Source organism: Kineosporia sp. A_224 (assembly GCF_002198655.1).
Lineage (GTDB): Bacteria > Actinomycetota > Actinomycetes > Actinomycetales > Kineosporiaceae > R-H-3.
The window spans coordinates 26,301-38,908 of the sequence record NZ_MWLN01000133.1 but is presented as its reverse complement, the minus strand read 5'-3'; the positions used below and the strand labels follow the sequence as shown (position 1 = coordinate 38,908).

General features: G+C 70.2%; 13 protein-coding genes. 11 read left to right on the top strand and 2 right to left on the bottom strand.

The window, feature by feature from the left end:
• The first annotated feature begins 143 nt into the window (after window positions 1-143).
• From EDJALFJO_RS11985 to EDJALFJO_RS11970, 4 genes are all read left to right on the top strand, one after another.
• Window positions 144-656 (top strand): HIT family protein, encoded by a 513-nt coding sequence (locus EDJALFJO_RS11985; RefSeq protein WP_088285531.1) that lies wholly within the window; start codon window positions 144-146, stop codon window positions 654-656.
• On the top strand, window positions 583-1,611 hold the full coding sequence (locus EDJALFJO_RS11980) for an alpha/beta fold hydrolase (RefSeq protein WP_088285461.1): 1,029 nt from the start codon (window positions 583-585) through the stop codon (window positions 1,609-1,611). Before EDJALFJO_RS11985 ends, EDJALFJO_RS11980 begins: the two co-directional genes overlap by 74 nt.
• Before the next feature lie 254 nt (window positions 1,612-1,865).
• Window positions 1,866-2,528, top strand: a complete 663-nt coding sequence (locus tag EDJALFJO_RS11975; RefSeq protein ID WP_198950224.1) for a helix-turn-helix transcriptional regulator — start codon at window positions 1,866-1,868, stop codon at window positions 2,526-2,528.
• Complete coding sequence (locus EDJALFJO_RS11970; protein WP_088285457.1) at window positions 2,525-3,838, top strand: MFS transporter; 1,314 nt, start codon at window positions 2,525-2,527, stop codon at window positions 3,836-3,838. The genes EDJALFJO_RS11975 and EDJALFJO_RS11970 overlap by 4 nt, the downstream gene beginning before the upstream one ends.
• Window positions 3,839-4,269: 431 nt before the next feature.
• On the opposite strand, the gene EDJALFJO_RS11965 is transcribed toward EDJALFJO_RS11970, so the two are convergent.
• Window positions 4,270-4,806: a TlpA disulfide reductase family protein gene (locus EDJALFJO_RS11965; protein WP_158220410.1), complete on the bottom strand. Its 537-nt coding sequence runs from the start codon at window positions 4,804-4,806 to the stop codon at window positions 4,270-4,272.
• A 219-nt stretch (window positions 4,807-5,025) separates the two neighbouring features.
• On the opposite strand from EDJALFJO_RS11965, the gene EDJALFJO_RS11960 reads away from it, so the two are divergent.
• Window positions 5,026-5,589, top strand: coding sequence for an NUDIX hydrolase (locus EDJALFJO_RS11960; RefSeq protein WP_088285453.1), 564 nt, complete (start codon window positions 5,026-5,028; stop codon window positions 5,587-5,589).
• On the opposite strand, the gene EDJALFJO_RS11955 is transcribed toward EDJALFJO_RS11960, so the two are convergent.
• Window positions 5,573-6,778 carry a hypothetical protein gene (locus EDJALFJO_RS11955; protein ID WP_088285451.1) on the bottom strand — a complete coding sequence of 402 codons (1,206 nt, stop codon included), beginning with the start codon at window positions 6,776-6,778 and terminating at the stop codon, window positions 5,573-5,575. The genes EDJALFJO_RS11960 and EDJALFJO_RS11955 overlap by 17 nt on opposite strands.
• Window positions 6,779-7,132: 354 nt before the next feature.
• Here EDJALFJO_RS11955 and EDJALFJO_RS11950 point away from each other — a divergent pair, with 354 nt between their 5' ends.
• From EDJALFJO_RS11950 to EDJALFJO_RS11925, 6 genes are all read left to right on the top strand, one after another.
• On the top strand, window positions 7,133-7,558 hold the full coding sequence (locus EDJALFJO_RS11950; protein WP_233149816.1) for a WhiB family transcriptional regulator: 426 nt from the start codon (window positions 7,133-7,135) through the stop codon (window positions 7,556-7,558).
• A gap of 169 nt (window positions 7,559-7,727) precedes the next feature.
• A complete protein-coding gene (locus EDJALFJO_RS11945; RefSeq protein WP_143448522.1) occupies window positions 7,728-7,907 on the top strand; it encodes a hypothetical protein in 180 nt (59 codons plus the stop codon).
• Window positions 7,907-8,278: a hypothetical protein gene (locus EDJALFJO_RS11940; protein ID WP_143448521.1), complete on the top strand. Its 372-nt coding sequence runs from the start codon at window positions 7,907-7,909 to the stop codon at window positions 8,276-8,278. The genes EDJALFJO_RS11945 and EDJALFJO_RS11940 overlap by 1 nt, the downstream gene beginning before the upstream one ends.
• A gap of 317 nt (window positions 8,279-8,595) precedes the next feature.
• Window positions 8,596-10,485: a type IV secretory system conjugative DNA transfer family protein gene (locus tag EDJALFJO_RS11935; protein ID WP_158220409.1), complete on the top strand. Its 1,890-nt coding sequence runs from the start codon at window positions 8,596-8,598 to the stop codon at window positions 10,483-10,485.
• The gene (locus tag EDJALFJO_RS11930; protein ID WP_088285441.1) at window positions 10,482-11,204 is read left to right on the top strand and encodes a hypothetical protein; all 723 of its coding nucleotides are present in this window, start codon (window positions 10,482-10,484) and stop codon (window positions 11,202-11,204) included. The genes EDJALFJO_RS11935 and EDJALFJO_RS11930 overlap by 4 nt, the downstream gene beginning before the upstream one ends.
• 443 nt (window positions 11,205-11,647) lie before the next feature.
• Entirely contained in the window at window positions 11,648-12,559 is a 912-nt protein-coding gene (locus tag EDJALFJO_RS11925; RefSeq protein ID WP_198950223.1) for a hypothetical protein, read from the top strand.
• The last annotated feature ends 49 nt before the right edge of the window (window positions 12,560-12,608 follow it).

Sequence of the window (12,608 nt, the reverse complement as noted above, 5' to 3'; positions counted from 1 at the left end):
GGTGTGCTGCTGCAGGTCCTGGCCCGCTGCCGCTTGGCTGGGCGCCCGGCTACGTGAGACGACCGGCTCGTCGACACCCCGCCCGGTCCGCGGATTTGGCGCCGTGTTCGCAGCCTCTGCGGGGTTCGCGGCAGACTGTGGAGGTGACCAGGTCGCAGGAGCGCGTCCCGTTTGATCTTGAGGCGTACAAGGATCGCGTACACGGCGGTCCGTGCTTCATCTGCGCCCTCCAGGAGGGTCTCGCGGACTATCACGAGCATGTGCTGTTTGAGGATGAGTCCGCGATCGTCTTCCTCAACAGGTATCCGACGCTGCTCGGGAGTTGTCTGGTGGCTCCGCGGCGGCATCTTGTGGACGTCGTCACCGACTTCGACGAGAACGAGTACCTCGTGCTGCAGCGACTGGTCTACCGGGTCGGGCGAGCGGTCGCACAGGTGGTCCCGACCGAGCGGCTGTATGTGCTGAGTCTTGGAAGCCGGTCGGGTAATGCGCACGTGCACTGGCATGTCGCGCCGCTGCCGCCTGGTGTGCCGTACGAGCAGCAGCAGCACTACGCGCTCATGGCCGAGCACGGTGTCGTTGATGTTTCCGACGATCGGCAGGCTGCCCTGGCGGCGGCCATCTCTCAGCGCATCGCCGTTGACGCGAGCGCCTGATCCGCAAGGCATCAATCGCCCGACTCCTCCTGGCACCATCGTTGGCATGGAGCCAGGATTCGGGACCACCGTCGCGAGCGACGGTCGCACCCTCGCCTACCTCGACGGCGGTGAACCGAGCGGCTACCCCGTGATCGGGCTGCACGGGACACCCGGATGTCGCCTGAGTCGTTGGCCGGACGACTCGCTCTACGCCGACGCGGGGATTCGGTACATCACCACTGACCGGGCCGGGTACGGGCGGTCATCTCGGCGCCGAGGTCGATCCGTGGCCGACGAGGCTGCAGATGTCCTCGCGGTCGCTGACGCTCTGGGGTTGCGCAGCTTCTCCGTTGTCGGTGGGTCCGGAGGCGGCCCGCACGCCCTCGCGTGCGCTGCGTTGCTCGGGGACAGGGTTGAGCGAGTCGCCTGCCAGTCCGGGCTTGCTCCGCTCGGCCCCGATGGCCTCGAACGCGCGGACTGGGTCAGTGGCATGGGTGAGGAGATCGCCGCTGAGCTCGACTGGGCAGAGGCCGGCGAGGCCGTACTGACCGCCGAGATGGTCACGGCGCAGCGGCTCATGGCGGAGCGCATCGAGTCTGATCCCGGCGCGTTGCTGGGCGACGCCGCGAACGACACGGATGTGGGCTTCCTCGAGCGCCCCGAGACCATGACGGCCTTCCGTCGGATCATCCCGGAGCAGGCTGTGAACGGGGTCGGGGGGTCGGTTGACGACACGCTCGCGTTCGTCAAGCCGTGGGGTTTCAGCCTGTCGCTGATCCGGGTCCCGGTCCTGATCACCTATGGAGACGACGACACCTCCCTTCCCGTGTCACACGGGCGCTTCCTCGCACGGGCTGTGCCGGGTGCTCATGTCGTGGAGACATTAGATGGCGGGCACTTCGCGGACGATCCAGTCCGCGACATCCTCGACACTCACCATTGGCTCTCAACCGGGCGTGTCGCCCACCAGTAGCCAGCGGTCAGACTGCTCGGCCGCGCCCGGTCAAGCTGTTAGCGATACCTGTGCTGGACTTCCGTGACTCGCTTCGCGACGTCGGCTGTCCGGCACAAGCGCCAGCCCTGCGATGCGGATCCACGAGCGCGGTTTGCGCATATCACTGCCTCGCGGACGGATTGACGCTCCCCAAGGCCCAGCGAAGACGTCGTGCGGTCAGCGCCTACGCAGAACCATTGCAGCACTCGCTATGCAGAACATACTCTGCATATGTGGGCTCAGAAGAATTGCGATTGGCCGATGTCGCAGCCATGCGCGCCATGGCGCACCCGCTCCGACTACGGATCGTGGGCTCGTTGCGGATCGACGGGCCGGCGACGGCCTCCCTACTTGCTCGTCGTCTGAGCACCGACTCCGGCCAGACCAGTCATCACTTGCGCACGCTGGCGAGGGCCGGCTTCATCGTGGAGGCGCCTGACCTCGGCAAGGGTCCACGGGGGCGCGAACGCTGGTGGCGGGCAGCGCAGGAGTCGACGAGCTGGGATGACCTGACCTCGACCGGCCCTGAGGGGGCACTCGCGGTACAGGTGCTGGAAACTGCCGTACGCCACGTCTGGGACGAGATGCTGTCCGAGTACCAGACCCAGTCCCGCACCGGGTTCTGGAGCGCGGCCTGGGTCAATGCCGCAAGTTCCGGTGACTACCCGATCCACACCACCGCGGCAGGTCTCGAGGCACTCACTGCGGAACTCCTCGAGGTGATCGCCCGCCACGATCAAGGCCGACCCGGTAGCCCGACAGAACCAGGCGGCCAGGACAACGCACACGACGCCGACCAGCGGGCCGGACACCAACCGGCAGGCGAACCGGCAAGCGAACCGGCCGAGTCCGTCGTCGTCCTGATCCACGCCTTCCCACGCCGAGCGCCGTCGTGAGCGCAGACCCTGCTCATCCCAGCGGCCGGGCCACGGCCGGCCCGCTGCGATCGAACCGGGACTTCCGCCTGCTCTGGATAGGTCAGAGCCTGTCATCCCTGGGCGGCGCGGTCTCTGGCGTCGCCTTCCCGCTCCTCGTCCTGGCAACCACAGGCTCGGCCACCAAGGCCGGGCTCGCAGGCCTGGCAGCGAACGCACCGTTCGTGCTCCTGCAGCTACCCGCAGGCGCCTATGTGGATCGCTGGAACCGGCGCGCCGTGATGCTCTGCGCCGACGCAGGCAGGGCCGCCGCAGTCGGGAGCGTCGCGGTCGCCCTGGTTCTGGGCGCCCTCACCTACTGGCAGATCCTCGTGGTAGCCGCTCTGGAGAGCTCCTGCCTGGTCGTCTTCAGGCTCGCCGAAGGCGCTGCCCTGAAAGCCGTCGTCCCGGACGAGTCCCAGCTCGGGACAGCAATCGCCCTCAACCAAGCACGCAGCTACGGCACGTCCCTTGCCGGCGACCCCCTCGGCGGGTTCCTCTTCGGGATCCGACACCTGCTCCCGTTTGTGGTCGATGCGGTCTCGTATGTCGTGTCCCTGATGACGGTTGCCGCCATCCGGACGCCGCTGCCCGCGCCGACGGCCACTGGCACACGGCACCTGGGCCGGGAGATCCGCGAAGGCCTGACCGCCGCCTGGTCGAACAGGTTCTTGCGAACCGCGAGTCTGCTGACGGCCGGCAGCGACTTCGTGATCAACGGCCTGTTCCTCATCACCATCGTCATCGCCAGCCGTCATGGTGCCTCGCCGGCGCAGATCGGCGTGATGCTGGCCATCGGAGGTGCAGGCGGGCTCCTGGGGGCGCTCACCGCCCCGAAGCTGGCTCCACGGATCCCGTCCCTGCGCTTCGTCATCGCCGGAGTCGCGTGGGTCGCCGTCCCGGCGATCCTTCTCATGACGACCTCCGCCAATCCCCTCGCTCTCGGCGCGCTGCTCGCCCTCATCTTGTCCGTCTGGCCGCTCTACAACGCCGTCGTGGTGGCCCGATGGATGGCCCAGGTCCCCGACAACCTCATCGGACGAGTCCAAGGGGCCGTCGCCCTCCTCGGATGGGCACCCGTCCCACTCGCTCCGCTCCTCGGTGGCGTGCTCTTGGACCACCTGGGCGGGGTCGTCACTCTCACGATCTTCGCTGCCCTCATGACCGCCGTTGCCGTCGCGGCCAGCCTCAGCCAAGACATACGCACCGAGTCCCAACGCCCCCCGTTGAACGGCCGCGAGCGGTCCCCGGACATGCCAGCCGTTGAGCCCACAGGTGGTGAATTTCGATGAGCAACCCTGGCGAGTTTCACCGAGCGGCATCACCGTTCCAGCAGCAGTGCCGAGGGGACCGACGGCCCTGGCGTCAGGCGTGACGTGGCTGCTTGGCAGGCGGGGCCGGGGACCCGGAAGATGCGCCGCGCCGGCGCCGTCCGCAGTCCGTCGTGCGCCCCGTGCGGACAGCTTCGACTCTGGTCGGCGCCACAACATCGGCGCAGATGGTCTCGCGGCCTCGACGGCCTGGCGGCGGCGACAGCGCGGACCAGCGACTACACCCTCGCATCTGAAGAGCCGCGAAACAGGGTCCCGGGCGGTCAACAGCGGTCAACCACGACAACGGCCCCCGACCGGCGTTTCCGCAGGTCAGGGGCCGTTCGTGGTGCGTGTGGCGGGTGTAGGGTTCGAACCTACGTAGGCTGAGCCGCAGATTTGCAGGATCCTGCTCAGGGCGACTCTGACAGTGAGGCCTCGGTGAGAACCGCCTCTACGGCGTCGGTCAGGGTCGTCTGCGTGACAGGTCCCGTGAAGCGCACAGCGATGCGTCCGTGAGGATCGAGGATCACGGTCGTCGGAACCACATTTGGTGAGACAGACCCGCGAAGCGCAAGAAGCGACTTGCCACCATCGTCGACGAAACTTGGGTAAGGAATTCCGAACTTCCGTTCGTAGCCGGTCGCTGCGTCTTTGTTGGCTTCGTTCACGTCCAGCCTGTAGAACCGCACGCCGCGGCCGGACAGGGACTGGTGGGCGGCGACCAGCTCCGGGGCTTCCTTGCGGCACGGTCCGCACGTGGACTGCCAGACGTTCAGAACAACCACGTTGCCGCGAGACGACTCCAAACTGAGCGATCGACCATCGAGGCTCGGCCCGTTCAACGAGATCGGCTCACCCCGCCTGCTCGCAGGGACCGAAACGGCGGCGTCACGGACTGCCTGCTCGTTCGACGGCGTGGCGCCGGAGCAGGCCGACAGAACGGCCACGGCACCCCCCACGCCAACCAACCAGACCGTCACTCGATGTGGCACCCGAACACTCTAGGGCCGTGGGGTGAGCGTGGTCGGCGTGCCCGTCGCGGGACGTAACCTTTCGGGCGATCGCCGATGGGGAAGGCTGGTGTTGGATGGGCAGTGTCGCCGGGCGCCTGGTCCGGCCGCTGCCTGGCGTGCGATCTCCGGGCGAGAGGTGGTCAGGTCTTGGAGATGAGGTCGACGGCCTGGTCGCGACATGGTGAGCGGCCGATCTATGAGAACGAGTGGGTCACGCTCAGCCTTGTTGACGTCCAGCCACCCGGGCAGGAGCGCTTCGAGCATCACGTCGTCACTCTGAAGCCTGCAGCAATGGTGGCCTTGCTCAATGAGCACGACCAGGTGCTTCTCATGTGGCGGCATCGCTTCGCGACTAACGTGTGGAACTGGGAGCTGCCTGGCGGCATCGTCGAGCACGGCGAGGACCCGGCGGTCACCGCGGCGCGCGAGGCCGTCGAAGAGACTGGGTACCGACCGCTCCGGCTCGAGCACGTCGTGACCTTCGAACCCAACATCGGCATGGTCCGCAATGCCCACCATGTCTACGTCTCCCGCGGGGCCGAACGGGTAGGGGACCCGACGGAGACGACCGAGATGCAGCGTATGGAGTGGGTGTCGCTAGGTGACGTTCTGGCGCTCATCAAGGACGGGAAGATCCTCAACTCCGGCACGCTCGTAGCGCTGCTCCACCTGCTAGCGACCCGGACTGCAGCCGGAGGATCTACGCCGACCGCTTGAGCAGTCGCTCGAGGCGCCGGCGCTGGCGCACCGACGTCGTCGCGTCGGCGAGGGTCGACGCCTCGGCAGTGTGCCGCCGGACGCCATCCATCTCTCCCCGGACGAGGTATGCCGTCGCTAGGTCGCAGTGCAGCCCCGCGTGCGCGCGGGTGAACGTCGGGTCGTGGAGCTCAAGAGCCGACTGGAGGGACTCGAGCGCTTCTTCGTTGCCGAGCTGGGCGAGGCAGCTGCCGCGCCAACGCGCCAGGTGGTTCGCGTCGAGAAAGAGAAACGGCAACACGGTGCCGTCTCCGGCCTCGAGGGCGGCGTCGGCGTCGTCGAGCGCGTCGTGGGCGTCCGAAGGCGCCCCATCAGCACTCGCGGCCTCGGCATCCGCTGCCGAGAGCCACGCGCTCATGACCGCCGGGACGCGTCCAGCGGCGGCCCGGCGCGTGCGCTGGATCTGATCGCGAGCCTCTGCCGTCCTGCCAATGTCGAGCAGGGCGTACGCCTGCTGGGCGGTGACGTGCGCCAGGACCGAGGCATCTTCGCTGTCGCGCGCGGCCGACTTGGCCGTCTCGTGCAGCGACCAGGCGCGATCAGGTCGCCCCAGGTCCAGCGCCTGCCATCCGGCAAGTGCCGCCGCCTCGGCTGCGGCTGAGGCAAGCGCCCTGCGTTGCGGCCCCTCGGCGGCGTACGCCAGCAGGTCGGACATCTGCTCGAGGTGCGACTCGGTCTGAGCCAAGAGACGTCCTGCCCCGAGCCTGCGATCCAGGGTGCGCAGTGTCTGGGTCTGGCCCTCGAGGAGCGCCACGAGGCCAGAGTCCAGCGAGGCTCGGACGTGACTCAGGCGGGCTGTCAGCTCGTCCAGCTCATCGGTCGCAGGTAGGCCCGCCTCCCTCCCGTCCCAGCCGAGATCGGCGAGTTCGACCGGCCGACCCAGCCGTCGGGTCAGAACCTCTGCCACGTAGTGCGCGGCAGCCGATCGAGGCCGCATGCCACTGAGCCACCGGGAGACCGCTGTGTGGTCGGTCCCGAGCGGACGGCCGTCTCTATGTGCGAGCTCGCGGACAGCGCGTGCGAGGGCCTTATGGCTCAGGCCGGCGTCGTGCATCGCCTGCTCCAGGCGATGGTTGCGCGCCTCGGTCACGGTCACTGCCTCCCCGACGTGATCGCATCGAACGTAACCGATCACATCGAATGGGTCCATGACCGGCCGTGTACGGGCCGCGTCGGCTGTGCACGAGTGCGCCCCCTTGTGCGCCCTGCCGCTACGGCTGGCTACGGATGAAGGTGGTGTTCATGACGCAGATGGGACCGCAGTTCGGTGCCGGGTCACGGGGCTGGAGTTCCTCGCCGTGGCCGGCTCTCCTGCCAGGCGCGAACCGACGAGGGCCTCCAGGCGGGGGAGCGGCCGAATATCCGATCGGGCGCCGGGGCCTGGCCCCGTGCGACGTAGGCGGACCACGTTTGGCGGCTGATGGGGACGCCTGCGGACCGCAGGAAGGTGAGGACGTCAAGAGTCGTCCACCAGTCCTGAGGTAGCTCGGTCGCATCGTCGTCGGTGGTCATCGAGGCGAGGGTACCGACTGGCGTCGTCGGGCTTGGATGGCCTGTTGATGAATACAGCATCCGACTGTATCGTCAAATACAGCGTCAGAATGTATTCATGATGCGAGAAGGGAACCTGATGAAGGCCCGTCACACGTCCGAAACGCCTACTGCCCCCCGCGACTGGCGTGCGCGGGCGGCATGTCGAGAGGCAGAGCCGGACCTGTTCTTCCCCGACGAGGCCGGACACCGTGCGACGCGACAGGTCGAGGCAGCCAAGCGGATCTGCGCTGGCTGCGAAGTGCGTGTCGTCTGCCTCGACGAGGCGGTCACCGACCGGGAGCCGTACGGCGTCTGGGGCGGACTCGACGAGTTCGAGCGGCAGGCACTTCTCGCTGGTATCGCCGTGGCCGACCTGTCGAAGGCGGCCGGACAGTGACCGGCCGCCGCCTGGAGCGGACGGCCCACGCCACATGCCGGAACCGCCGATGCACCCGAGCGGGCCGAGACACGTGGCCCAGCCGCCGGATCTGCCCGACCTGCGGGTGCCGGCTCGCTCGTCCCTGACCGCCCCAACGTGCAAGGCCGCTCACGAGGGAGACCTGAAGATGAACCCGACGAAGACGGCGGCGCCGAGCCGCCGCCCGGCGACGCCGAGCTTGGGCTCGCGTCTGCGTGACGTGATGCCGATCCCGGGCGTGGGCGCACTGGCCCTGGGCGCCGCGGTGCTGGCCGTGGTGTGCGCGCTGTGCGAGGTCGTGCAGCGTCTGACCGGTTGGAGTGTGTGATGGTCCCCCGGCAGTCGCAGCGACTCACCGCGGCGTCGCTCGATCTCGAGCCGGACGTCGAGGCTGCCCTCGGCATGGTCGAAGTCACCAGCTCGACGCAGGAGCAGGCCGAGGCCGCGCCGGTGCCCGTGGCGAGCGCCGCCCTCGTGGCTGGCCTTGACCCGACGGATGTCGGGTGGGGCGGAGTGATCCGGATCCGGCGCAGCCGCCGCGAGCTGCTGTGGTCGCTGAGTCAGCTGGCGGCACCGGCGCTGCTGTCGCTGACTGCCTGGCTTCTCACCAGCAACCCGGCGTGGCTGATCGGTACCGGCACCGCCGTGCTCATCATGCTCGCCGCCGTCGACCACGTCTGCGTCAATCGCGGCACCTGACCGCGGCACTCCTTCTCGGCTTGGCCTGCTCAGCGCGGGCTGGCCGTCCTGATCCCGGGTGGCGTCCGGTGGACCCCCTCGCCCGGACGTCACCCGGCTCCACCACCCGCCCCACTCAGACCCGACCTGATGTGCGCGCGGACGACGCGCACCGCGCCGTCCGGTGATGCCCCATGCCCATTGACGCGTACGCGTCAACCACCCGTCCTGTCCCCTTCTGTTGCTGTGTCTGGAGTTTCGTCATGGTGTTCAAGGTTCTTCGTGCAGTCCGGCATCTGCCGTGGCGCCCGCTCGTGGTCGCCGTTCTCATGCTCGGGGTGGCTGAGGTCACCGGCCGGGTCGAGGCGTGGGCGACGTTCACGACCCGCCTCACGGTCGCCGGGTGGGTCATGGCCGTCGGGCTGCTCGCCTGGTGGTGGCTGCGATGGCTCGCGCCGGCGTTGTCGACCGGGCGATGGGTAGATCGCCGCGACGACGCGTCCCACCACGCCGGCGGGGTCGCGACCTGGACCGACATCGGAGAACTGTCGTCCGCACACCGGCTCCGGGCCCGGATGCTCGACCTGCGCCCGTCGCTCGCGGGGCTACCGAGGTGGCGGCGCCGCCGGCTACCGCTCACTGAGGTCGGCGTCCAGCTGCTCCGCACCAGCCCGGTGCGCGGGGTGAACTCGGTGTGGTCCCCGTGCGACGAGGTCACCCTGCGCGTCGGTGGCCCCCGACAGGGCAAGTCTGCGTCCCTGACCTGCCACGCGCTGGACGCCCCCGGCGCACTGCTCGTCACGACGTCACGCACCGACCTGCTCGAGGACACCGCCACCCACCGCGCCGGTCGGGGCCGGGTCCTGATCTTCAACCCGACCGGTCTCGGCACCAACCCCGAGGACGACGGCCACAAGGCGATGGCCGCGGTGCGAGCCGGCGAGCTGGTCAGGTGGTCGCCGCTCGCCGGGTGCACCGACTTCGGGACGGCCACCCGCCGCGCGAAGGACCTCGTCCCGGACTCTGGTGCCAGTGCCGAGGGGGAGCGGTGGGACGAGCAGGCCCGCGGGCTGCTCGCCACCCTCCTGCACGCCGCCGCTCGCTCGGGTGGATCGATGCGGACCGTGCTGGGCTGGATCAGCCCCGCTGACGTGATCGCCCGCGACGAGATCCTCGACGCCCTGGCCGACAGCCCGGACGCCCGGGCGATGTCCTCGGAGATCCGCGGCCTGTACGGCACGAACGACCGGACCCTGTCCTCGATCACCGCGACCCTGCGGCCCAAGCTGCGCTGGCTCCTCGACCCAACCCTCGCTGCGTCCGGGGACGCGCCGTTGACGGACCCGGCGTTCCTCGACGTCGCCGCTTTCGTCGCCCAGGCCAGCGACAGCCTCTACCTGATCGGCCGCGACGGCGGCGCCCCGACCCTGATCGGCGCGCTCACCGCGGAGGTCGCCCACCAGGTGCGGCTGCACGCGGCGCGGATGCCCCGCGGGCGCCTCGACCCGCCGATGACCGCAGTCCTCGACGAGGCTCCGATCACCTGCGGGCCGATCCCGCTGCACGAGTGGACCGCTGACATGGGCGGCTTCAACCTCACCCTGCACATCGGCGCCCAGTCCCTGTCCCAGCTCGAGGACGTCTGGGGCTCCCGCCGGGCCGCGGCGATCCTGGGCAACGTCGGATCGCTGATGGTGTTCGGCGGCATCAAGAACCAGGCGGACCCGATCCACATCTCCACCCTGACCGGCACCCGGCTGGTCCGCGTCGACGAGGACGACGCCCGGCCCCTGCCGGTGATGACCCCGGCCGAGATCACCGCCCTGCCTGTCGGGACCGCCCTGGTCATCCGCAACGGCATGCGCCCCATCGTCGGTGCCGCCCCCTGGCTCGGCGACCGCCGCCCCACCCGCACTCGCGCCGCCCTCACCGCAGCCCGCGCCGCGACCACCCGCACCGTGACCCGAACCGTGCAGGCACTGACCACCTCCGCCGCATCGACCGCACCCGGCCCCTCGCCAGCACCCACGGCGTCAGCGTCGGAGCCGGCGTCGGAGCCGGCGTCCAGCCCTGCCGCGGCTCGCGCCGAACGTGCCCGCCAGCTGCGCAACGAGATCGACGCGATCTTCGCCCGCCCCGGCCTCGACGACGCCCTCGACAACGACCCGACCCGCTCCGAGCCCGAGGACCGCCCGAACACCCAAGACGACCACGGAGGTGCCGCATGACCCGCCGCGCCGTGCCGGGCCCGGAGAACAGTGCGATCGCGCGGCTCGCGGACGACGTCCACCGCCTCACCCGGGACGTCGCCCGCCTGGCCGACCTGCCTTCGCTCGTCGCGACCCACGCCCGGCTGCTGTCCGAACTCAACGACACCGTGCACCAGCTGCGCCGCCTCACCCACCAAGTCCCGGCCCCCAGAAACCCGGACGGCACACGCGACACCACCACGGACGCCGACGACGCAGCGCCGAACGGCACCGAACCCGACGTCGATCCCGCCGAGGTTGTCGCGGCGCCGGCGTGGCTGACCGTCACCGACCCGCAGATCGCAGTCGGGTGGCTGGCCGAGCTGGCGGTCTGGGTGCCGCAGGTGTGGCAGCCGCACCTGCAGACCAAGACCCCCAACTGCTGGCCCTGGCACCCCGCGGTCGTCGCCGAGCTCCTCGTCGTGGCGCACCTGTGGGACGAGGCCGTCACCACCGACGAGCCCGGCCCCGCCCCACTCGCCGCCTGGCACGACCGGTGGCGCCCCGGCGCCGCAGCACGGGTCACCCGGCTGATGGCCGGCTGCGAACGAGCCCACGGCCGACACAAGGCCCACGGACGCGAGTACCTATACGACGTCGCCTACCTCGACGAGGTCGCCCACTGGTGGGCCACCACCCACGCCACCGACCCCACCCAGCCCGCACCCGGCCTCACCCTCGACCGGGACGGGCGATGAACGCCGCCGGCGCCGGGGGCATGGGCCACGTCGTCGTCCTGGTCGTCACGCTCGACACCGGCGCCGCTCTACGGACCAGCACCGACAACAACAACGGCAGCGGAGGCGCGGCGCTGCGGGTGGTCCAGGGCGGGTGCAGCGGCTGCGGAGGCGTACGTGGCAGGCCGGGTTCCGTCCGGCCCGCGCGGGACAACCGGGTCGGCGGCCGAGGGACGCGCGAGGCCGATCACCACCTGCTCGCGGGTCACCTTCCGGTACCACGCCCGGTCTCCCCGTCCACCCCCGCTGCTCGAGGTGGCCGGGGAAGGTGCTCCGCACCTGCGCAACGCACGGCCCGGGGTCCTTGGGGGTTGACGGCGAGCCTCTGCGGGCGCGGTCCCTCCCGCCTGACGGCAAGGGGGACAAGCCCCCTCACCGACAGCCCCACTCCGGGAGGACACCCCATGAACACCACCACCGGCACCACCAAGGACCAGACCACCGAAGACCCGAACATCAAGGGCCAGAACAGGACCGGGACGACGGGGGGACCGTTGTCGTCGCCGCTGGTGGCGGCGCTCGAGCAGGTCTGGGCCGCGATCCAGCACCGCCACCCCGAGATCCCCGACGTCGTCATCGTCGTCGCGTCCGGCTCCGTCGGCGCACCCCGCGGAGCCCTCAAGCTCGGCCACTTCGCCGCGATGCGCTGGACCCACGCCACCACCACCAGCACCGCCGCAGGTGAGGCTGGGCGTGACGGCGGCCCGTCGCTTCCCGAGGTCTTCGTGGGAGGTGAGGGGCTCGCCTTGGGTGCGGTGGAGGTGCTCGGCACGTTGCTGCACGAGGCGACCCACGCGCTGGCGCACGTGCGCGGGATCCAGGACACCAGCCGTCAGGGTCGCTACCACAGCCGTAAGTTCCGTGACCTCGCCCAGGAGATGGGCCTGGAGGTCCGCGACGTCCCGGTGATCGGCTGGTCCGACACTCACGTGCCCGCCGCCACCGTCACCGACTACGCCCCCACCCTCGGGCGTCTGTACCTGGCGATGACGATCCACCGCCGCGCCGAAGGCACCCCCACCCCCACGGCCGGCGACCACAACGGCGCCACCGCGGCGGACGGCGAGACCACCCCGGCAGGGGGGAGCGGCTCGAGCGGGTCGCGCAACGGCACCGCGGCCCGCTGCGCCTGCGGACGCCGGATCCGGGTCACCGCTTCCGTGCTCGCGCTCGGCCCGATCACCTGCGGACTCTGCGGCCAGCCCTTCACCACCCCCGAACCCGAACAGCAGAACGACGACCAGCAGAACGACGACCAGCAGGACGACCAGGTCGACGAGCTGCGGGGCGACGAGGTCGGGGAGGTGGCCCAGTGACCGCGCGGGCGCCGATCGGGGCGCCGGCGATCTGGCTGGCGGTCGTCGA

Bases quoted from the DNA above. Each gene is read 5' to 3' on its own strand.
- EDJALFJO_RS11925 (WP_198950223.1), top strand. From the start codon at position 11,648: ATGAACACCACCACCGGCACCACCAAGGACCAGACCACCGAAGACCCG.
- EDJALFJO_RS11960 (WP_088285453.1), top strand. From the start codon at position 5,026: ATGAGGTCGACGGCCTGGTCGCGACATGGTGAGCGGCCGATCTATGAG.
- EDJALFJO_RS11930 (WP_088285441.1), top strand. From the start codon at position 10,482: ATGACCCGCCGCGCCGTGCCGGGCCCGGAGAACAGTGCGATCGCGCGG.
- EDJALFJO_RS11955 (WP_088285451.1), bottom strand. From the start codon at position 6,778: ATGGACCCATTCGATGTGATCGGTTACGTTCGATGCGATCACGTCGGG.
- EDJALFJO_RS11980 (WP_088285461.1), top strand. From the start codon at position 583: ATGTTTCCGACGATCGGCAGGCTGCCCTGGCGGCGGCCATCTCTCAGC.
- EDJALFJO_RS11940 (WP_143448521.1), top strand. From the start codon at position 7,907: ATGGTCCCCCGGCAGTCGCAGCGACTCACCGCGGCGTCGCTCGATCTC.
- EDJALFJO_RS11945 (WP_143448522.1), top strand. From the start codon at position 7,728: ATGAACCCGACGAAGACGGCGGCGCCGAGCCGCCGCCCGGCGACGCCG.